The following is a 21748-nucleotide window of genomic DNA, read 5'->3' as shown; positions in this document are numbered from 1 at the left end:
GTAAGGATGTGAGTATGATGATTCGATTAATGGAAGAGAAAGATTTGCCCGAGGTCTTAACCATCTACAATGACATTATTTTAACAAGCAAAGCCGTTTATCGATATGAAACACAGTCGTTAGAAGAAAAAAAGCAGTGGTTCAAGGAGCAGGGAAAAGCTAGCAATCCTCTACTTGTCTTTGACGAAAACGGCACCGTAGCTGGCTTTGCAACATATAGTCAGTTCCGTCCATATCCTGGCTATAAACACACAATGGAGCACTCAGTATATGTGCATAAAGATCATTATCAAAAGGGGATTGCTACAAAGTTAATGCATGAACTTATTCGAATTGCAGAAGAGCAAGGTGTGAAGACACTAGTAGCGGGCATTGATGGTGAAAACATTGGCAGCATTAAAGCACATGAAAAATTAGGCTTTGAATATGCAGGGACTATTAAAAATGCAGGCTATAAATTTGGACAGTGGCTAGACCTTGTGTTCTATCAGTTGCATTTAACTGGACCAAAAGTGTAGAGAGGATATGACAAATGTCATATCCTTTTTATGATGTTTGCATCTGTTGCTAGTTTATACTCATGTTTTATGATGAGGTCATAAGAAAACGGAAACGAGGGAGTAAGACGATGGCAACAGATAAAGAAAAAACAAAAAAGCTGCGCCAAGATGTAGCGCCATTTGCGAAATCTGATACAGCTAAAAGTATTTTTCAAATGGTCAATACAATTGTACCGTTAATCGCTCTTTGGGTAGCTGGATATATGTTAGTAGATATTTCACCATGGTTATCAGTTGGTTTAAGTATAATTTCTGCTGGTTTTGTCGTAAGAACATTTATTATTTTCCATGATTGTACACACGGTTCATTTTTCAAAAATAAAAAAGCAAACGACTGGGTTGGTTTTGTAACTGGGGTGTTAACATCATTCCCATATGAAAAATGGAAGCGTGAGCATACAATTCACCACGCAACTAGCTCGAACTTAGATAAGCGTGGTATTGGTGATATTGATTTGATGACAGTGGAAGAGTTTTTACAAGCATCTAAAGGGCAACGTTTATGGTATCGTTTTTACCGTAATCCATTCGTAATGTTTGGCTTAGGACCACTATTTATGGTGTTAATTTTAAACCGTCGTAATCGTAATGACGCAAAACAGAAAGAACGTTTTAACACTTATTTAACAAATGTAGTCATCACGGGAATTTGTGTTGCGTTAATTTACTTTATGGGATGGCAAACATTCTTATTAGTGCACGGTGTAACATTGTATGTTGCTGCTTCTCTTGGCATTTGGTTATTCTTTATCCAACATACGTATGAAGATTCTTATTTTGAGCATGAATCAGAGTGGGATTATGTAAAGGCTGCTGTTGAAGGTAGCTCGTATTATAAATTACCAAAGCTATTACAATGGATGACAGGCAATATTGGCTTCCACCATGTACATCATCTATCTCCACGTGTACCGAACTATAATCTTGAACAGGCGCATAATGAAATACCGCCATTACACACTGCAACGACTATTACGTTACGTAAAAGCTTAGAATCATTACGCTTCAAGTTATATGATGAAGATCAAGGTAAGTTTGTATCCTTTAAAGACATTAATGAAATAATCAAACGAAAAGCAAGTGGCAGTTTTGCTGCTTAGTAAAAAAATTTTCAGCCATCTCTTCTAAGGGATGGCTGTTTTACATAAATGAGTTGTATATGGCAGATGAAGCAATTACTATGGCAAAATGCCATTGAACGGCTGCCACGCTTAAAACCATGTTTGGGCATAAAATTAATTTTCTTGTTATAATGAGGGAAAAGTAGGAAAGAGCGTGAGATTATGTTGAGGAAATGGCATAGTATTGTTCCGAATAGTCCAATGCTCAGTATATATTTATGGATTATTTTTTGTTTCCTACCGTTTTTCTTTATTTTTAGAAAATCATCCTATGTAGAAATATCAATAGGTATTACATTCTTAATGCTCTATTTTATTTTTTATCGGTTTTCCATGAATTCGAAAAGCGGTCTTGTTTATATGTGGATTAGCTTTGGGATGGTTATAAATATCGCTATGACCATATTATATGGCTATGTGTATTTATCAATTTTTACAGCTTTCTTCATTGGGAATATTCGTAAACCTGTAGGCTTCTATATTATATATGGATTACATATTGGTTTTACGGTTATTTCAACAGGTGTTGGCTTCTTTGTTGAGCTACAATTATTTTTATCACAACTACCATTTGTTGTTTTAACGATTTTAGTGGTGGTGCTTATGCCACTAACGATTTATTCAAAAAATAAACGTGAAAATTTAGAGGGGCAGCTTGAAACGGCTAATGAACGAATAGCTGAGTTAATTGTTTTTGAGGAAAGACAACGTATTGCTCGTGACTTACATGATACTCTCGGTCAAAAATTATCGATGATAGGCTTGAAAAGTGACTTGGCTTCAAGATTAATTGAACGTAATCCACAGCAGGCTCTAACAGAGATTAAGGATATTCGTCAAACGGCGAGTATCGCATTAAAAGAGGTGCGTGAATTAGTATCAGATATGCGAACAGCTAGATTTGAGGATGAGCTTATGCGTATTTCTCAAATATTAAAGGCGGCCGAAATGGAATTCGTATTTGATGGAGATAAAGATAAACTGCAAGTTCCACCACTTGTAGAAAATGTATTATCCATGTGCTTAAAAGAGGCAGTTAATAATGTCGTTAAGCATAGTGGTGCTACAAAATGCGAAATAGCCTTCCATCAAAATTTTAAGGAAGTATATTTAGTAGTTCGTGATAATGGACATGGAATCACGAAAAAACAAGCTTGGAAGACTGGTAACGGATTGAAGGGAATGCGTGAACGCTTAGAGTTTATAAACGGTTCCTTTAAAATCGAAAGTGAAGAGGGTACTACATTAACAGTGTCGATTCCAGTGGCGATTACGCATCAGAAGGTCAAAGAAAATCTGAAGAACATATAGAAAAGAGGATTGTGACATGATACGAATTGTAATTGCTGAAGATCAGGGTATGTTATTAGGCGCACTTCGTTCTTTGCTAAGTATGGAGGATGATATGGAGGTCGTCGGCTTAGCAAAAAATGGTGAGGAAGCATTGGCGCTTGTAGAAGAGCATCAGCCTGATATTTGTATTATGGATATTGAAATGCCATTGAAAACAGGCTTGGATGCTGCCGAGGAGCTACATAACTCTGGGTCCGGTTGTAAAGTAATTATATTAACGACATTTGCAAGGCCGGGTTATTTTGAGCGTGCAAGAAAGGCTAGCGTTCGAGGCTACCTATTAAAGGATAGTCCGATAGAAGAATTGGTAAGTGCCATTCGCACGATTATGGATGGCAAAAGAATTTATGCGCCTGAACTCGTTGATTTTGTCTATGAGGATGATAGTGAAAATCCTTTAACGGAACGTGAGAGTCAGGTGCTGACACTTGTTGCAGAGGGGAAGACAACAAAAGAAATTGCTGCCGAATTATTTTTATCAGCAGGGACTGTCCGCAACTATATTTCAACTATTTTAGAAAAATTAAATGTTGGAAATCGTATTGAAGCTATTGCACGTTTTAAGGAAAAAGGGTGGAATAAGTAAGAATCTAAGAAAAAATAATACCCTTACTCCTAAGAGGGGTAAGGGTAAAAGTTAGACAAAAGGCATTGAATTTAAACTATTCAATGCCTTTTGTCGTAAATAAAACCAAATAGATGTTGTACATTTTACCTATTAATGATAAAATTTAGTAAACTTCAAAACATTTTAATGGTAAGGGTGGTAGAAATTATGAAAAAAATCACGAAAGTTACTTCAACAGCATTATTAGCAACAACATTTGCCTTGACTAGCGTATATCCTTCAGCTGTTTTTGCTGCAAGTGACGATATGGTTGATCCAGTAGTTGAGACAGAGACATCTATCCCTTTACAAAATAGTATGGACAAAGCTGTTCAGGCAGCATTAGTAGGCCCTGAAATTAAAAAATTAAATGTACTAGGTCATGAATTTAATGTAAAACCAGCTTCTATTACGAAAAAAAATGAACTAACAGTAGTGAATGGTCAGATCTCACATCATTTAAGTTGGCGTCCAGATGACCAGCTATACTACCTTATTGAAATAGAAAATGGAGAAGTAAAAAAAGTGGAGACCAAAATTGATCGAGGTGGATGGACAAGTTTATCAGCTCCATTTATTGCTGCATTAGCAGAAAAAAATGATATACCAATTACTCTAGAAATGATACAAGAGATTGGGCAAAAACTAGGAAGCTATATTGATGGTAAATGGGAGTACGCAGCAGAAGCAATTGTTTCAGCTATTGCTTTACATGTTGAATAAAGTGAAACTTTAATCATAGGAGGCTTCCTTCCTGCTGATATCAATCTTCACCAATCAGGCATTTTCGGACAGTTAACCTACAGCCTGCATTCACTGCTTTCACAGAATTTTGAGGAGGGAGTGTTACTGCTCTAAACACAGAACGCAGTGAGGAAAGCGGTTTTGTATTTGCCCTATGGAAAGTAAGTATTAGAGCGACTTTAGTTAGAGGGATTGTAACGAGTTATTTTGACCGTATAGCCCTTTTAAATAGCCAAAACGAAAGCCAGAAGCTTATTTGATTAAGCTTCTGGCTTCTTTATATATTTAAACTTTATTTTTTGCGTTTTGTTAAACGTCCAAGAACGAATGCACCTGCTGCTACGGCAAGGACTGTGTTCGTTTTTTTCGTAAATACTTGCTTTGTCACAAGATTAATATTTTGAGGACGCTCTGCTAAACGGCGCATAAAGTAGCCATACCAATCTTCACCGAATGGTACATATACACAGAAATTATAGCCTTCTTTAGCAAGCTCTTTCTGCATGTCTGTACGGAAGCCGTAAAGCATTTGGAACTCGAATTTATCGAGTGGAATATTATTGTCAGCTACAAAGCGTTTTACGTGTGCAATTACATTATGGTCATGTGTTGCGATGGACGTAAATTTACCGTTTAGTAAATGATATTCGATTAACTCAATAAAGTTTAAATCGATATCTAATTTATCTTGGAAAGCAACTTCTACAGGCTCTTTATAAGCACCTTTTACGATACGTAGGCGATAGTCTTTGAATTTTTCGATATCGTCTTTTGCGCGGTAAAAGTAAGATTGGATAACAGTACCTACATTATTAAATGTTTTAGATAGTTCTTCAACCATATCAAAAGATGTTTGTAAACGACCGTAGTCTTCCATGTCAAAGTTAACAAATATATCATATGCTGCTGCTTTTTCTACAATCTCATATAAATTGTCGTAGCAAAAATCAACATCAATATCTAAACCTAATTGAGATGGCTTTAACGAAATATGTGCATTAGCACTGTTTTCATGAATAGCTTCAATAACAGCAAGGATTTGTTCTTTAGCTTTGATTGCTTCTTCTTCAGTTGAAACAAATTCCCCTAAATTATCTACTGTGCAAGAGATATTAAGTGCATTAAGTTCTTTGATGCTTGCAATTGTTTCTTCAATATTTGTACCAGCTACTACATTTTGTGCTCCTAATTTTAGGCCGTATTTTTTTGCAGTACTATTTAATAGTTGGTTTTCAGATAAGTGGATGAAAAAATCGCGTAATAACATGGTCATTCTCCTCACTGCATTTTCTTTTTAGTATAACATAATTTAGATAATATAATATTGATTTCGTCAGAACATTATTTCATTTCAAGTATTTGCATGCGTTCGTTAAAAAGTGCAGGATAGCTTAAAAAACCTATCATTATGCTCGATAATGTAGCGGTAGTTAGAAGGGCAAAGATGATTAATAGCTGAAACTGCACCGCTTGGATAGGGTCTGCACCACCAATTATTTGACCGCTCATCATGCCCGGCAATTGAACGAGACCAATGGTTTTTTGGCTCTCAATCGTAGGAATCATACTCGCTTTGACAGCATTGATTAGCTGTCTATGAATGGCTTGTTTCGGTGTGCCTCCAAGCGATAAAATTAACTCTATTTCATTATGATGACTTGTAATTTCTGCTGTAAAACGATTTAAAAATAAAATAGACAATACCATTGCGTTACCAATCATCATACCACTAATTGGAATAATATATTGTGCAGTTGCTGGTACAATATTGAAACCGAGCAAAACACCTTGGGTAACAACTTCTATCACAATAAGAGTTAGCGCTATTTTCCAAGTAATTCCTTTAATACCTGCCCCTTTTTTACGAGCATTTAATGTTGCTATTAAAATCATTAACGCAACCATGAGGAAAATATAAAGATAGCTTTGAGCCTCAAAAACAAATTTTAAAATATATCCTACTGCAAGGAGTTGAATAATAGAGCGCAATGTTGCAATGATTGTATCTTTTTCAAGTCCTAGCTTTAAGGTTTTTGACAGTAGTAGAGGGATTAAAACAAAAATTAATGTTAAGGAAAGTGTAGTATATGTCATGCATTCACCCCTTGTACAAATTCAGCCACACGTGGATTTTTAGGTGCGTTAAGTAAGGAACTTTTTCCTGTTTCAATAAGCTCTCCGTCCATCATGACCCATGTATAGTGCCCGATTGTTAATGCTTGCTGTAAATTATGAGTTATCCAAATTATTGTGACATTGTATTTTTTATTGATTGTAGCAATAAGTGTCTCGATTTCCTGGACAGATTGACGGTCTAGTGCAGAGGTGATTTCGTCTAACAATAAAATGGAGGATTGATTAATAAGTGTTCTTGCAATAGAGACTTTTTGTCGTTGGCCTCCAGATAATTTATTCGTAGGACGTTGTAAAAAGCTTTGATCGAGTCCAACATCCTGTAAATATTGGATGGCTTCTTGCTCTGTTAGGCCTTTTTCTTGTAACGAACGTGGAAGTGCCAGATTTTCAAACACAGTCCCAGCAATCATAGGTGCTGCTTGAAGAGCGATCCCTACATGTTGTCTTAAAGCAGTTGGCTCATATGTAGAAATGTCTTGATTGTCAATTAATATTTGACCATCTGTAGATGATAATAGTCCATTACACAATTTAAGCAGAGTTGTTTTACCAGCGCCTGAAGGACCAACTAAAGTTGTGATTTTTCCTTTAGGGAATGACCCTGTAATCGATTTTAATATCGTCTTGTCATTTGCTGAAAAGCTGACCTGTTGAAGGTGAATAGCAGGTTCGTATAACGTATTCATATAGTTGAACTCCTTTGTACTAGTAGGTAAAATTACTGTAGCATGAAATAAAGGGGAGCTACAGCTATTTAGCATTAATGATAATGATGGAATGTGGGGGAACAGGGGAATGGACATATTATATGTAGATACACTAACATATGCACAAGGCGATATGTATATCGTTGCCTCAGATGAAGGGCTTGTATACATAGGAACACCAAATGCACCGTTTGAAGAGGTAGAAGAGTGGGCGAAAAAGCCATTTAAAGGTTATCGCTTTGAAGAACATAAAGCAAAGTTACAGCCGTATATTAAACAATTAACAGCGTATTTAAATGGAGCGCTTACCGAATTTGATTTACCGATACATGTAAAAGGGACGCCGTTTCAATTAGCGGTATGGGATGCGTTGAAGGAGCTACCATATGGTACAACTACAACGTACTCAAATATTGCGCATCGCATCGGTAATCCGAAAGCAGTAAGAGCTGTAGGCAGTGCAATCGGTGCCAATCCAATATTAGCGATAATTCCATGTCATCGTGTGATTGGTAAAGATGGTAAGCTAACAGGTTTTCGTAGTGGACTAGCTATGAAAGAATTTTTACTTGCGTTAGAGAGAGCGTAAAAAGAAGAATCTGCATATGCTGCTTAAGGCGCGTGCAGATTCTTGTTCTTCGTTGCAAAGGAATAAAAGCTCAATGAGCACTATACATGTTCTTCTTGGACCTTAGTGTGTGTTTTACCGAAATGAGTTAGACGCTGAGCAAATGTTTCTCCTCGAACGGCAGAGCCTTTGAAAATATCCTGAAATTCATAAGCAGGGGCGCCGTGCTCGATGACGTCTAAGCCAGCGATTTCTTCCTCAGTGGAAACTCGTAATGGCACAAATGCTTTTATTATAAATAAACCAGCTGTTACTGAAACGCTAACCCAGGCAATTGTAGCGATAACCCCAATTGCTTGCACACCTAATAGGCCAAAGCCTCCGCCGTAAAATAATCCTTGACCACCAATATCAAACAAGCCAACTGCAAGGGTACCCCAAGCACCACAGATACCATGCACAGCAATTGCTCCAACAGGATCATCAATTTTTAATTTCCATTCAATAAAGCGGACGCCCTCAACTAATAATGGAGCGGCAATCATGCCGATAATGATTGAACCGATAATACTAACATTCGCAGCACCAGCAGTAATAGCTACGAGCCCTGCTAAAGCACCGTTTAATGTTAGTGAGCCATCGATATGACCATATCGAAACTGTGTATAAAAGGCAGTAGCGACAACTCCAGCAGCCGCTGCGAAAAATGTATTTGCGATGACGATAGGAACAAGTTTAGGATCAGCAGCTAATGTAGAGGCACCATTGAAGCCGAACCAACCAAACCAAAGTAAAAATACGCCTAGAGCTCCTAGTGGAATGCTATGTCCTGTAATAACGTTAACACGACCATTTTCATATTTACCAAGACGGGGGCCGACCATAATCGCTGCTATAAATGCCGCAACTGCACCTGATAAGTGAACAGCAGTAGATCCAGCGAAGTCAACAAAGCCAAGATCTGTTAACCAACCTTGGCCACTCCAAACCCAATGACCAACAACAGGATAAACAAGAGATGACATGAGAATAATAACGCCGATATAAGCAAAGATATTCGTACGTTCTGCCACTGCTCCAGATAAAATTGTTGCTCCAGTTGCTGCAAACATTGTTTGGAAGATAAAGAAGGAAAGATCATCTACACCTGTTAAAGCGAAGCCACTTGTACCGAAGAAACCGCCAACTGTATCACCGAACATAATAGCGTAACCACATAGAAAATAGACGATACCGCCAAGTGAAATCGTAAGGAAGTTTTTCATAATAATATTGACTGCGTTTTTTGAACGCGTAAAGCCAGCCTCAACCATCGCAAATCCTGCATGCATAAAGAATACTAAAATTGTACCGAGCATCATCCAAACTAAATTTACAGATAATATTGCTTCATCCATATATATCGCCCCCTTTATTCTACTGCAATCGATCCGACTTCTTTTGTGCGGATACGAATTGCTTGTTCTACTGGATAAATAAAGATTTTACCGTCACCAACTTTGCCGGTTGCTGCATCACGTAATAAAACTTCTACAATTGGATCTACTTTTTCGTCATCCACAATCATTTCTAGTTTCAACTTCGATAAAAATTCAATTTCATAGGTATTTCCACGAAATAACCCAGTCCGGCCTAATTGCTTTCCGCAGCCAGCAATTTCAGAAACACTTAGTCCTGCAATTCCTTCCTGTGCCAGTCCGTCCCTAACAGCGCCGAAAACTTCGGGACGAATGATTGCTTCTATTTTCTTCATCACTACCAGCTCCTTGTTGTAATTTTAATTTACATGTTAAAACGGCATCAAAAACAGTGCAATTATTTTTTTGTAATGCATGTTATGTTTTGTTACACCGTATATTTCGCGTTTCGTAATAGTTTGCTAAAAAGGTTTTTATAAAAGGAATGAAAGCGGTACTAAAAAATGTGTCTAAAATGTGTACAGTTCGAAATTTTCTGATTATTCATGTGAGGAAATCTAACATGAATACAGGAGAATGTTCAAACGCAAGAATTTGGGTATATAGTGTATACTAGGACTAATTATCAAAGCGGAAGAAGGGGTTTCTTGTGAGATCAAACTATGCAGATGATAGCTTAGCGCTACACACGGACTTATACCAAATCAATATGGCAGAGTCGTATTGGGCTGATGGTATACATAATAGAAAAGCAATTTTCGAATTATATTTTAGAAAATTACCTTTTGGCAATGGTTATGCTATTTTTGCGGGGTTAGAGAGAATGCTTGAGTATTTACGTGATTTTCGCTTCAGTGATTCGGATATTGCGTATTTGCGTGAAGTAGTTGGTTATAAAGAGGATTTTATCGAGTATTTAAAAAATATTCGGTTTACAGGGGATATGTATTCTATGGCGGAAGGTGAGCTTGTTTTCGCTAATGAACCAATTGTCCGCATTGAAGCACCATTAGTAGAAGCACAGCTAATTGAAACAGCATTACTTAACATTGTGAACTACCAAACTTTAATTGCGACAAAGGCTAGCCGCATTAAACAAATTATAAAAAATGAGGTGGCGATGGAGTTCGGTACACGACGCGCTCAAGAGATGGATGCGGCCATTTGGGGAACACGTGCAGCGTTTATAGGTGGATTTGCTTCAACTAGTAACGTTCGAGCAGGTAAACTCTTTAATATACCAGTGTCGGGTACTCATGCACATGCACTTGTACAGGCCTATAAAAATGATTATGATGCATTTCATGCCTATGCAAAACGTCATCGTGATTGCGTGTTCCTTGTGGATACTTACAATACGTTAAAATCAGGTGTGCCAACAGCGATCAAAGTGGCTAAAGAGCTTGGTGACAAAATTAATTTTATAGGAATTCGTTTAGATAGTGGGGATGTAGCTTTCTTGTCAAAAGAAGCTCGTCGTATGTTAGATGAGGCAGGATTCCAAAACGCTAAAATTATCGTATCGAATGATTTAGATGAATATACAATCTTAAACTTGAAAGCTCAAGGTGCAAAAGTCGATGTGTGGGGAATCGGCACAAAGCTTATTACAGCTTACGACCAGCCTGCTTTAGGGGCTGTTTATAAAATGGTCGCTATTGAAAATAATGAAGGGCAATTAGAGGATACGATTAAAATTTCTGCGAATGCTGAAAAGGTAACGACGCCAGGTCTTAAAAATGTCTATCGCATTATTGATAGAAAGAATGGTAAGGCAGAGGGAGATTACATTACGATGCAAGATGAAAATCCTCAATCAGAGGAGCGCATTAAAATGTTCCATCCAGTTCATACATTCGTATCAAAATTTGTAACGAACTTTGAAGCGAAGAATTTACAACAACAAGTCATTAAAAATGGCGAAATTAATTATCAAAATCCTACTTTAGAAGAAATGCGTGACTATGCAGCTGGAAATTTGGAGTTGTTATGGGATGAATATAAACGTGCCATGAATCCTGAGGAATACCCAGTCGATTTAAGCCAAAAATGCTGGGATAATAAAATGCGCAATATTGAAGAAGCTCGTGAAATGGTTAATCGATTGTAAAACGTAAGGAGTGAAGGTGAAATGACATTACAGCAAGAAATCATTAAGGAATTACGTGTATTACCTACGATCGATGTTCAGGAAGAAATTCGCAAATCCATTGATTTTTTAAAGGAATATGCTCAGCGTAACAGCTTTGTAAAAGGATTTATTCTTGGGATATCAGGTGGACAAGATTCCACATTAACTGGAAAGCTAACACAGCTCGCAGTTGATGAGTTAAATGCCGAGGCGGGAGAAGTAAAATATTCATTTTGGGCTGTCCGCTTACCATATGGTGTGCAGGCTGATGAAAAGGACTGTCAGGATGCGATTGATTATATAAAACCTACGAAAACCTTCACAGTAAATATTAAAAATGCCGTCGATGCTAGTGTACAAGCATTAGCTAATGCAGGAATTGAACTAAGTGATTTTGTAAAAGGGAATGAAAAGGCACGTGAGCGAATGAAGGTGCAGTATTCTATTGCTGCTATGAATAATGCTGTTGTGCTTGGGACAGATCACGCTGCAGAGGCTATTACAGGTTTTTACACTAAGTTTGGGGATGGTGGCGCGGATTTAATGCCAATCTTCCGTCTCAACAAGCGTCAGGGTAAACAAATATTAACTGCACTTAATTGCCCAGAGCATCTTTATTTAAAGGTACCAACTGCAGATTTAGAGGAAAATCGCCCTTCTTTACCAGACGAAGCAGCACTTGGTCTGACATATGATCAGATTGATGATTATTTAGAAGGGAAGGAGATCCCTGAGGAAGCTCGTAAAACATTAGAAGGACATTATTTACGTTCTCAACATAAACGTCATATGCCAATTACAATATTTGATGATTTTTGGAAGTGATATACATTTGAGGCTCATCACCAATAGTTGGAGATGATTTGTTAAGAGTGGATCTTCGTTCCGACTTGGCGACTCCTTGGGAATCAGCGTTACAGCTGAGACCCTGCCTTTAGTCGGAACGAAAATCAACCCCATATTATGAAAATAGGCAATATTCAGGAAAAGAGTTATGAGAAAAAGTGATTAACCCCACTTTTGAAAATAGCTCTTTTCTCCTTTTTTTATGTAAGTTGGTTCTGTATTATTAAGTTTAAGCATATAATGTCGATATAAATACCTATAGAGTTGATAAAAAGTAAAGGAGGGTAATTATTTATGAGGACTTCTAGAGTAAGTGCGACGACAAGTAGTACATTTCGTAAAGAGCAACAGTATTTACATGCAGGGGATATAAGCCACAATTTCGGGCAAAATCCGAAACAACAGTTTAAAAATAGTATGAAAAATAATAAAGATAAGAAGAAAACTAGCAACACTAAACAATTTCAACAACGCTCCAATAAAATAGAGGCTAGTTATTTGGACGGTGCATACGATTTACAAATACGCAATGAATTAAATGAAACGGCCGTTAAGCTAAGTCGTGTCAGCAAGCAAAAGAAGCTTCTTAATAGTTACCGCTCTTCAATATAACTGATCGTGAATGGAACTCTTTACATCTTTCTTGATGTAGAGAGTTTTTTCATTTGGGGAAAGTTTACTGGAAGTTAGAAAAGAAGAATAATCCTATTGACTGGTCATCACCAAAAGTTGTGGATGACATTTTTAAAAACATATGCGCTATATTTTAGTTGATTGTAGTGGAGAATGGACGCCCCCAGGAAAGCGCCCAGTCGGAATGGAAATCAACCACACGTTTTGCTGAAGAGGCTATTGACTATCAAAAATGGAAATTTAATATCCTTTATTCAAAATATTTGAAGTCAAGATGTTCAATGAATATTCAAGATAATTTTTCCAATCCTTCACAGTAATTTTTAACTTATTTCACAACTTGTGTGTAAAGTAGTTAGTAGTAACAGAAAAAAGAAATTGGGGGAAGTAGTTGTGAAAAAATTATGGTTACCTGCGCTAGCGGTAGTACTTTTACTCGGTGCATGTGGTACAGAAAAAGAGAAAGTTAAGGAAGAAGAAACTAAGCAAGAGGTTGCAGCGAATGAAGCAGAAGCGAAGGATAAAACTGAAAAAGAAACTGCTGTAGCTGATTCACGTTTACAAGAGCCGAAAGAAGATACAATGTGTGAAATGTGTAATATGAAAGTGTATATGAAGGACGAAGAGATGGGTGAATTCTCTACTCAAGCAATTAAAGAGGATGGAACAATTGCCTTTTATGACGACATCGGCTGTTTAGTAAATGCCGAAGTTGCAAATAATGAAAAGAACGAAAAATTTGTCCGTGATTTTAATACAAAAGATTGGGTAAAGGTTGATGATGCAACGATCGTCAAAACAGACCTAAAATCTCCGATGAATTGGGGATATGTTTATTTCAACGATAAAGCTGAGGCAGACAAATTTATCGCTGACAATCCAACTGCACATGTAGAAGAATTACAAAAAATTAAAGACGATGCATTAGAGCGTCGTAAAAAGAAAATGAAAGAAAAAGCTGAAAAAGAAGCCAAAGGTGAATCTGACTCTATGCATATGGAAGAGAAAGAGAAGAGTCATGATGGTCAAGGGCATTAATCGGATGGACTAGGGGGAATTCCTCTAGTCTTTTCGTGCTGAACTGGGAGGTATGGGATTGGTGAAAAAAATAGGGTTTGCCTTATTGTTTTATCTATTTGTCAGCCAGACAGTGTATGCAGATTTCGATGTACAGAATGCAATTGATGCAGCCAAACCAGGAGAGGTCGTACATATTCCTGCTGGTCGTTACCATGGCAACTTCATCGTGACAAAACCGATAATGTTACAAGGTGAAGAGGGAACTGAACTTATTGCTGAAGGAAACGAGCCGGCACTTCGAATTGAAAATACTGCCAATATAACTGTAGAAAATATAACTTTATCAGGTAAAAACAAAGCTATTGTCGCTAGTAATGTAGATGGACTTGAGCTACGTAAATTACAAATTGAAGACGTTCATACCAGTGTTCATGTACAAAGTTCTAAAAATGTACGTATACATGAAGTTAATGTGACTGGTAATGAGGGGCATTATTCACAAAAAGGTAATGGGATAGCTGTTTTTAAGAGTGAGGACATCATTATCGAGGACAATACCATTGAGCAAGTACAGGACGGAATTTATGTAGAGGATGTAAAGCGTATCGTAGTTCAACGAAATAAGGTTACGAACAGTCGTTACGGTACGCATTTTATGTATACGAGTGATGCTGAAGCACTTTTTAATACATATCTCCATAATGTCACAGGTCTTATGATTATGATGACAAAAGACATTCTCCTTGAAAGTAATACAGTAGCGAATCATGTTGATTTTAATGGCTACGGAATGCTGCTATATGATGTACAGCAAGCGGAAATTAAGTTTAACACCATCAAAAATAATAGAACTGGTGTAGCACTACAGAAAAGTTCGAATGTTCAAGTTGAAACAAATGATTTTCAGATGAACCAAACAGCACTTGAGGGTACAAAGGTAAGTGAAGACACCACGGCTAGTAATAATAGCTTTACAGGTAATATTTTAACGGCGCGTTCCGATAAGCAAGGCTTTAAACTAGTAGGCAACTATTATGATGATTATTCGGGAATTGATTTAGAAGACAATGGTTTCGGCGATGTCCCGTACGTGGCTGTGTCAAGCTTTGGTCAATGGATGGTACGTCAGCCTGTTTACCAATATTTCGTAGAATCTCCGAGTGTCATTTTACTGACATCTCTTGATCGGCAAATCAACAAAACTGAAAAGAATATGCTCGTTGATAATACTCCGAGATTGGCGATGAAGGATACTGAAGAAAAGAATAAGATGAATGTGGTGCAAATGCTAGTAGGTTTATTCTTGACATTAAGTAGTTTATGGCTATGGAAAAGAGGAATAACAGAATGAAGAAATGGATCATGATTGTAATGCTATGTTGTGGTGTGTTGGTGGGGTGTAGTGAAAAAACATATGAGCCTCGTGAAATAGTTAGTGAAACCGATGTTTGCAAAATTTGTAATATGAGTATAGTTCACAATGCGTATGCTGGTCAGATTGCGCTGAAGAATGGTGATTATGAAATTTTCGACGACATTGGCTGTCTTATGGAATATATAGAAGCAAATGGAGAAGATGAGATTGGAGCTGCCTATATAAAAGACGCAGCAAAAGATGAATGGATTGACGTTTTTGAAGCTGTGTATGTGTACAACAAGGATTATTGGACACCGATGAATTATGGGGTAGTTGCATTCGATACGAAGGAAGCGGCACAGGAGTGGATGTCTAAAGAGGGTGATGGGCAGCTACTTACTTATACGGATTTAGATGATTTTAAATGGGGGATCCATGAGTAATGTATAGTATGCTTATCAAACTAGAATTGAAGCAAATGCTCAGAAGTCGTTGGATGCAACTGGTCGGTATACTTTTCACATTCGTTTTTACAGCTATCATTGTGATTCAGCAAATGGCACTGCCAGATGTAGAGGGCTTTACGCGGCAAACAGCCTCGTTTTTAAATGTATTGCTGTTTTTATTACCGCTTTTTATATTAACTATCGGAAGTATGAGTGTAGCTGGTGACGTGGAATCAGGTTGGTATTCTTTATTAAAGACATATCCGATGACACGTAAACAATATATTTTAGGAAAGTATATGGCATCCGTGCTTGCCTTTTTATTGGTCGTTGTAGTAGCGTTTGGGGCTATACTAGCGCTTGGTGGATTTTTAGGTGGAGTACGTCTACCGTTTATTTTCATTATCCTAACATTGCTATGTATATTCATTTTTGTGTCATTGGCCATTGCGGTTGGGGCATTTGCGAAAACAAGATTATTTGCACTGTCGTTATCACTTGTTTTTTGGTCAATCTTTTTGTTGCTTATTTCTTACGCTTTAATGGCTATTGGAACTGTCGTGGCGGGGCATGTTCTGCAAAAGCTGACAATTATAGCGATACACATTAATCCTGTAGAATGGCTACGCTTTGGCTATTTCATTTTTACGGATCAGGCTAGCGTGCTTGGACCAGCATTTTATAATATAACGCAGTTTTATTCATCACCATTAGGTTACGCAGTGTACGTGGCGGTGACATTGCTTTGGATAGTATGTCCATTAGCTTATGCTAGAGTCCGTTTATCTTCTTTCAATGAAAGAAGATAAAGCCTCCGGCGGATGTCACAGAATCGGAAAGGAGTTCTTTGTGCAAGCACAAAGTCGATTCTGGACGCAATTATGCCGAGGCATAATTGATAGAAAGGAGATAGAAGATGATGCTATTAGAAGCAAAGGAATTATCGAATATCTATGACAATAATAGAGGTCTTCAAGAAGCCTCCTTTTCTTTACAGGCGGGGCGTATTTTAGCGCTTGTAGGAGGAAATGGTGCTGGAAAGAGTACTTTAATTCGCCTGTTAACTGGCCAAGAAAAGCAAAAATCAGGAGAGATAATATGGCATAAACCACAAGCTATTCGATACATGCCTGATGATGTGGATTTTCCGTCCATGTTAACAGCAGTAGAAATTTTGCAGCTTCTTGCCTCTTTGAAGAAAATTGATAAAGAACAACAAGAAGATGTACTAAGACGCGTTGCTTTATGGGATGTTCGAAAGCAAAGAGTGAAGCATTTCTCAAAGGGCATGCGTCAACGGCTTAATCTCGCCCAAAGCTTACTTGGCGATGGCTCGCTGCTTATTTTAGATGAGCCGACAAATGGCCTTGATCCGTTTTGGATAGCAGAGCTGAAAAAAATGATGCTAGAGGAAAAAGCGAGGGGCAGTACCGTAATATTTTCCACGCATTTACTTGCTTTTGCGGAGGAAATAGCGGACGACGTGTTAGTTTTACATGAAGGAAAAATACTTATTTCTGGTAACTTAAAGGAAATACTTTTACAAGAAGATTCATCTTCTTTAGAGAATTTATGGTTAAAAAAATTAAATTTGTAACATTTTGATAGGTAATGACGTTATACTAGGAGATAGGCTTGTTTGAACGAGAATTCAAACAAGCCTTCTTTCTCATTCTAAGGTGTTATTACCACTATTATATAATTGTGTTACAAAACATATTTCGTTATGCTTAAGAAAGTTATCATGCAATTCAAACAATTGCTGGATGAAATAGGAGGTTTTTTGAATTATGAGTTCACACATACAAGATGTATTAGAAAATATAGAAAAAGTAATGATAGGCAAAAGAGAGGTTGCGGAGCTTAGCATAGTAGCCTTGTTGGCAAGGGGGCATGTCTTACTTGAGGACGTACCTGGTGTCGGTAAAACAATGATGGTACGAGCACTGGCAAAATCCTTTGATGCACAGTTTAAAAGGATTCAATTTACACCTGATTTATTGCCGTCAGATGTTTTGGGGGTATCCATTTATAATCCAAAAACGTTGGAATTCGAGTTTCGACCTGGTCCGATTATGGGAGATGTCATTTTAGCAGATGAAATTAACCGTACATCTCCGAAAACACAGTCTGCTTTACTCGAAGGAATGGAGGAAGCATCTGTCACTATTGATGGTAAAACGTTAACAATTAACCAGCCGTTTTTCGTTATGGCCACTCAAAATCCAATTGAGCATGAAGGCACATATCCGTTACCAGAAGCACAGCTTGATCGTTTCTTGCTAAAAATAAAGATGGGCTATCCTACACGAGGGCAAGAAGTGGAGATTCTACGTCGTGCTGAACATGGTAAGCCGATTGAAAAAATTGAAGCTGTGCTAACCGTTGCACAATTAATTGAATTACAGGAACTTGTACAAGGTGTACATGTTGAAGGATCTGTTAAAAACTATATGGTCGAGCTAGCGACTCAAACAAGGGAAGATAGTTATGTGCATTTAGGAGTGAGCCCTCGGGCAACAATTGCCTTAATGAAAGCCTCACAAGCTTATGCATTTATAAAAGGGCGTAGTTATGTTATTCCTGACGATGTCCAATATTTAGTGCCGTTTGTCTTTAGTCATCGTTTAGTATTAAAACCAGATGCCCGTTATGATAACGTGGCGGCAGAGGAAATTATTGAGCGTATTATTGCGAAGACACCTGTGCCAACGAAGAGGTTTGCTGAGCAATGAAGAAATGGCAAACTTTTATAGAGAAAAGTAAACATTTCTTATTAGTATCTTTGTTAATGATCGTAACGTTTTGTTATGCCATGTTCCAAGGTGGATTTGTCAGCTGGTTCGTATTTTTTACGGTTAGTCCATTTTTGTTATATGCATTTGTTTTCTTACTAGTAAAAGAAGATATTCTCCTTGTGGAACGCAAAATTGAGCCCTCTCATATTGAAAGTGGGCAATCTGCTAAGGTTACAATTTCGGTAGAACGAAAAACACGTTTTCCGTTTGCTTATATGATGATGGAGGAACTTGTGAACAGTGAAGCCCTTGTTCAATCGAAGGTGCAAGGAACGAATGCTATTAAGTTTGTAGGCTTCAGGAAAAAATTTAGTTGGAATTATGTACTGGAAAATATGCCCCGTGGCGAGCATCGTTACTTAGGTGTTAATATTGTTTTCTGTGATTTTTTTGGCTGGGCAAAAAAGAAAGTTGCGGCAGAAAAGGAACAAGTCATTTTAATTTATCCGAGAGTACGAGAAATGAGGTATGCCGCACTTCAAACCAAATTTGATGTTGGTACAATGATGTCACCTTATTCGATTGTTAAGGATACATCAATGGCTGTTGGCTTACGTGAATACGTTCCAGGTGACCGTTTTTCGTGGATTCACTGGAAATCATTTGCGAAAACACAAACATTGCAATCTAAGGAATTTGAAGATCGTCAATCACAAGAGTTATTGTTGGTACTCCATGCCGAAAAGTCTCCGTTATTTGAAGAAAAAATTGAGCTTGTGGCATCGATGTTACAAACAATTGTCGAAGAACGAGGAGATATTTCATTTGTTTTAGCTGGTACCAACACGAAGGTGTTTCCAATTATTCAAGGTAATAAGCAGCTAGATCAAGTAATGTATCATTTAGCTGCTTTAAAACCTGCGGAAACTGTCAAATTCCAATTACGAGATCAGCAAGTCTTTAAGCATGTTGCAACGTTACTGTATGTTACGAGTGAAGTATCAGATGAATTACTTCATAATCTTGCTAATATGGTGAAAAACTGTATTTGTTTTGTAGTAGCGAAGGAGCCACCTATGCAAACAGAGTTAGCAAAGCGTTATAAGCAAATTCAACTTGTGCATGTAGATCCAACAGATTTTTATCATTTGTTCACGGAGGTGATGAAGCCGTGAAAAAATCACTAGGAAATTTTATAGAACTAGCAATAGCATACGTAATTATTTTTCTAATTTTACGTGAATGGCTTATTCCTGTAATGGAGCTAACAAATACAGGATTTTTACATTTATTTTTAGTGTTTATTGGTTTATCACTAGTACTTAGCTTATTTCAAGTACATCCATTACTTTCGGGATTAGTGAAATTTGGCTATATTACTTGGTTTATAGTGTTTACTTATAGTGAAAATCCATTGATATCTGGACAGACATTACCTTTTTTAATAAATGAATGGAAATGGAATATGACAACCATTCTTTCGGGCGATTTTGGACAAGTATCAGATGCGTTTAGGACTACGCTATTCCTTGTGCTTATTTGGATGTTAATATATCTAATTCACCACTGGATAACTGTGCGGAAAAATATATTCTATTTCTTTGTGTTAACGGTATTCTTTATTGCCACACTAGATACATTTAGTGACTATGATGGAAAAGTGGCCATTGTTAAAGTTATTGTGCTTGGATTAATGATGACTGGCTTTCTTTTTGTCAAGCGCTTATGGCTTCAAACAGATGCACCAAGCAGTATAGGAAAGTGGAAACTTGTTATACCGATGATTGTTTCGGTAATGCTTGTTAGTACAGTGGCATTCTTTTTACCTAAGGCAGGACCGACTTGGGCTGATCCAGTGCCTTTTATTCAAGGGGTTGCAGGGCAAGGGGACTCAGGAACAGGTAAAAAAACAGTTGGTTACAGCGAGGATGATAGCCGATTAGGGGGGCCGTTTCAAGGTGATAATACACTAGTTTTCACAGCAACTTCCCGTGATCGTCATTATTGGCGGATAGATACAAAGGATACTTATACATCGAAGGGCTGGATTCTTTCAGAGGGGAACTTTGGAAAAAATGTTTATCAGAACAATAACCCTATCCTAACTTCGTTACAAGTTGGAACTCCTGAAAATGAACGCCAGATTCAGATGGACATTGCTACTCCAATGCCATTTTTAATTCAAACGTATGGCATGATATCTGTTTCTGCTCAAGATTCACCTCTGTTTATTCAGGATGGACGTACTGAAAAAATAGCAATAGAACAACAAAATGGCGAGTCAAAATCATTGTCTAACTATACGATAGATTATAGTGAGCCAGTATATAGCATGGAGCAGCTCCAAACGTCAAAACCATCCATGCTAGGAACATTAGATTCGTCCTTTGATCGTTTTTTACAGTTGCCAAATACACTTCCACAACGTGTAGGGGATTTAGCGAAAGAAATCACACAAGATAAGGCTTCGGTATATGATCAAATAAAAGCAGTTGAGAGATATTTTTCAACGCATGGCTTTAGATACGATAAAACAGATGTAGCAATCCCTGCTGAGGATCAAGATTATGTTGACCAGTTTTTATTTGATACTAAAGTGGGTTACTGTGATAATTTCTCAACAGCAATGGTAGTGCTCCTACGTTCCGCGGGGATACCCGCACGCTGGGTAAAAGGCTTTGCACCTGGTGAACCTGGTCCGATGTCAGATGGTTTACGTGAATATCGAATTACGAATGATAATGCACATTCGTGGGTGGAAGCATACGTACCTGGAACAGGCTGGATGGAGTTTGAACCAACGATTGGCTTTTCGAGAAATATTAATATTGATTATGATATAAAGCAAGACACTCCACAGCAAGAGCAAGAATTGCAGCCAGAAAAAAAACAAGAGCTACCAGAGAAGAAAGAGCAAGAACCAAAGAAAGAAACATCTAGCCATACAACACTTAGCTTAGATGCAGTATGGACATGGTTTAAAAAACTTACTTATGTATGGATTGCTCTAGGCATTTTGATGATCATCGCTGGGATTACTCTGTTTATGCAACGTAAAACGTGGATACCTAAAATGCAAGTACGTGCATATCGTAAAAAAGAAGCGAACTGGACAAACTTTGATGCTTCTTATCATGCGTTAACGAAGCAACTATCTCGTATTGGATTACGCCGAAAAGATGGCGAGACATTGCGAGCATTTGCTGAACGAGTTGATGCATCGTTAGAGACAGAGCAGATGCAAAAACTGACCGCTGTATATGAACAACATATTTATGGCAAGGATAAACAAGAGGTTGATTTTATAAAACTGAAAGAAAGTTGGGAATATTTAATCAATCGCACTATCAGTTGATTTTGATG

Annotated in this window: 23 protein-coding genes; 18 read left to right on the top strand and 5 right to left on the bottom strand. The window is 37.6% G+C overall.

All coding sequences use genetic code 11. From position 1 onward, the window contains the following. Positions 1-17 precede the first annotated feature (17 nt). The 5 genes from QUF91_RS24965 (at position 18) to QUF91_RS24945 (ending at position 4364) form a co-directional block, all read left to right on the top strand. Positions 18-518, top strand: coding sequence for a GNAT family N-acetyltransferase (locus QUF91_RS24965; RefSeq protein WP_285396136.1), 501 nt, complete (start codon positions 18-20; stop codon positions 516-518). 110 nt (positions 519-628) lie between these two features. Then, positions 629-1660, top strand: coding sequence for a Delta(5) desaturase DesA (gene desA, locus QUF91_RS24960; protein WP_285396135.1), 1032 nt, complete (start codon positions 629-631; stop codon positions 1658-1660). A gap of 183 nt (positions 1661-1843) precedes the next feature. Next, positions 1844-2992, top strand: a complete 1149-nt coding sequence (locus tag QUF91_RS24955) for a sensor histidine kinase (protein WP_481817438.1) — start codon at positions 1844-1846, stop codon at positions 2990-2992. 16 nt (positions 2993-3008) lie between these two features. Next, positions 3009-3620 (top strand): response regulator transcription factor, encoded by a 612-nt coding sequence (locus tag QUF91_RS24950; RefSeq protein WP_285396134.1) that lies wholly within the window; start codon positions 3009-3011, stop codon positions 3618-3620. Between the two features lie 189 nt (positions 3621-3809). Beyond that, complete coding sequence (locus tag QUF91_RS24945; protein WP_285396133.1) at positions 3810-4364, top strand: methyltransferase; 555 nt, start codon at positions 3810-3812, stop codon at positions 4362-4364. Between the two features lie 313 nt (positions 4365-4677). Here QUF91_RS24945 and QUF91_RS24940 read toward each other — a convergent pair whose 3' ends face one another. From QUF91_RS24940 to QUF91_RS24930, 3 genes are all read right to left on the bottom strand, one after another. After that, complete coding sequence (locus QUF91_RS24940) at positions 4678-5652, bottom strand: proline dehydrogenase family protein (RefSeq protein ID WP_285396132.1); 975 nt, start codon at positions 5650-5652, stop codon at positions 4678-4680. 74 nt (positions 5653-5726) lie between these two features. After that, on the bottom strand, positions 5727-6479 hold the full coding sequence (locus tag QUF91_RS24935; protein WP_289419725.1) for an ABC transporter permease: 753 nt from the start codon (positions 6477-6479) through the stop codon (positions 5727-5729). Beyond that, complete coding sequence (locus QUF91_RS24930; protein WP_289419724.1) at positions 6476-7207, bottom strand: ABC transporter ATP-binding protein; 732 nt, start codon at positions 7205-7207, stop codon at positions 6476-6478. Before QUF91_RS24930 ends, QUF91_RS24935 begins: the two co-directional genes overlap by 4 nt. 109 nt (positions 7208-7316) lie before the next feature. On the opposite strand from QUF91_RS24930, the gene QUF91_RS24925 reads away from it, so the two are divergent. Beyond that, complete coding sequence (locus QUF91_RS24925; RefSeq protein WP_289419723.1) at positions 7317-7817, top strand: methylated-DNA--[protein]-cysteine S-methyltransferase; 501 nt, start codon at positions 7317-7319, stop codon at positions 7815-7817. Between the two features lie 80 nt (positions 7818-7897). On the opposite strand, the gene QUF91_RS24920 is transcribed toward QUF91_RS24925, so the two are convergent. Together QUF91_RS24920 and QUF91_RS24915 are read right to left on the bottom strand one after the other, a co-directional pair. After that, positions 7898-9193 (bottom strand): ammonium transporter, encoded by a 1296-nt coding sequence (locus QUF91_RS24920; protein ID WP_289419722.1) that lies wholly within the window; start codon positions 9191-9193, stop codon positions 7898-7900. Positions 9194-9207: 14 nt separating this feature from the next. After that, on the bottom strand, positions 9208-9549 hold the full coding sequence (locus QUF91_RS24915; RefSeq protein WP_289419721.1) for a P-II family nitrogen regulator: 342 nt from the start codon (positions 9547-9549) through the stop codon (positions 9208-9210). Between the two features lie 314 nt (positions 9550-9863). Here QUF91_RS24915 and QUF91_RS24910 point away from each other — a divergent pair, with 314 nt between their 5' ends. The 12 genes from QUF91_RS24910 to QUF91_RS24855 all read left to right on the top strand — a co-directional run bounded on the left by QUF91_RS24910 (position 9864) and on the right by QUF91_RS24855 (position 21740). Next, positions 9864-11324 carry a nicotinate phosphoribosyltransferase gene (locus tag QUF91_RS24910; protein ID WP_289419720.1) on the top strand — a complete coding sequence of 487 codons (1461 nt, stop codon included), beginning with the start codon at positions 9864-9866 and terminating at the stop codon, positions 11322-11324. Positions 11325-11345: 21 nt separating this feature from the next. After that, positions 11346-12170: an ammonia-dependent NAD(+) synthetase gene (gene nadE, locus QUF91_RS24905; protein ID WP_285396126.1), complete on the top strand. Its 825-nt coding sequence runs from the start codon at positions 11346-11348 to the stop codon at positions 12168-12170. Between the two features lie 315 nt (positions 12171-12485). Next, positions 12486-12803, top strand: a complete 318-nt coding sequence (locus QUF91_RS24900) for an NAD synthetase (RefSeq protein WP_289419719.1) — start codon at positions 12486-12488, stop codon at positions 12801-12803. A gap of 158 nt (positions 12804-12961) precedes the next feature. Further along, complete coding sequence (locus tag QUF91_RS24895) at positions 12962-13144, top strand: hypothetical protein (protein ID WP_289419718.1); 183 nt, start codon at positions 12962-12964, stop codon at positions 13142-13144. A gap of 73 nt (positions 13145-13217) precedes the next feature. Continuing rightward, positions 13218-13862, top strand: a complete 645-nt coding sequence (locus QUF91_RS24890) for a nitrous oxide reductase accessory protein NosL (RefSeq protein WP_289419717.1) — start codon at positions 13218-13220, stop codon at positions 13860-13862. A gap of 52 nt (positions 13863-13914) precedes the next feature. Beyond that, a complete protein-coding gene (locus tag QUF91_RS24885; RefSeq protein ID WP_289419716.1) occupies positions 13915-15195 on the top strand; it encodes a right-handed parallel beta-helix repeat-containing protein in 1281 nt (426 codons plus the stop codon). Then, positions 15192-15644 (top strand): nitrous oxide reductase accessory protein NosL, encoded by a 453-nt coding sequence (locus QUF91_RS24880; protein ID WP_285396122.1) that lies wholly within the window; start codon positions 15192-15194, stop codon positions 15642-15644. Before QUF91_RS24885 ends, QUF91_RS24880 begins: the two co-directional genes overlap by 4 nt. Further along, positions 15644-16456, top strand: a complete 813-nt coding sequence (locus tag QUF91_RS24875; RefSeq protein WP_285396121.1) for an ABC transporter permease — start codon at positions 15644-15646, stop codon at positions 16454-16456. The genes QUF91_RS24880 and QUF91_RS24875 overlap by 1 nt, the downstream gene beginning before the upstream one ends. A 107-nt stretch (positions 16457-16563) precedes the next feature. Continuing rightward, positions 16564-17244 (top strand): ABC transporter ATP-binding protein, encoded by a 681-nt coding sequence (locus QUF91_RS24870; RefSeq protein WP_289419715.1) that lies wholly within the window; start codon positions 16564-16566, stop codon positions 17242-17244. A gap of 193 nt (positions 17245-17437) precedes the next feature. Beyond that, entirely contained in the window at positions 17438-18382 is a 945-nt protein-coding gene (locus QUF91_RS24865) for an AAA family ATPase (RefSeq protein WP_285396119.1), read from the top strand. Next, entirely contained in the window at positions 18379-19560 is a 1182-nt protein-coding gene (locus tag QUF91_RS24860) for a DUF58 domain-containing protein (protein WP_285396118.1), read from the top strand. The genes QUF91_RS24865 and QUF91_RS24860 overlap by 4 nt, the downstream gene beginning before the upstream one ends. After that, complete coding sequence (locus QUF91_RS24855; protein WP_289419714.1) at positions 19557-21740, top strand: transglutaminase TgpA family protein; 2184 nt, start codon at positions 19557-19559, stop codon at positions 21738-21740. The genes QUF91_RS24860 and QUF91_RS24855 overlap by 4 nt, the downstream gene beginning before the upstream one ends. Positions 21741-21748: the final 8 nt, after the last annotated feature.

Origin of the sequence: Lysinibacillus sp. G4S2, from assembly GCF_030348505.1 — a bacterium.
In the GTDB taxonomy this organism is placed as follows: domain Bacteria; phylum Bacillota; class Bacilli; order Bacillales_A; family Planococcaceae; genus Lysinibacillus.
Note: the sequence above shows the minus strand (reverse complement) of the source record. Positions and strands in the feature narration are given on the sequence as shown.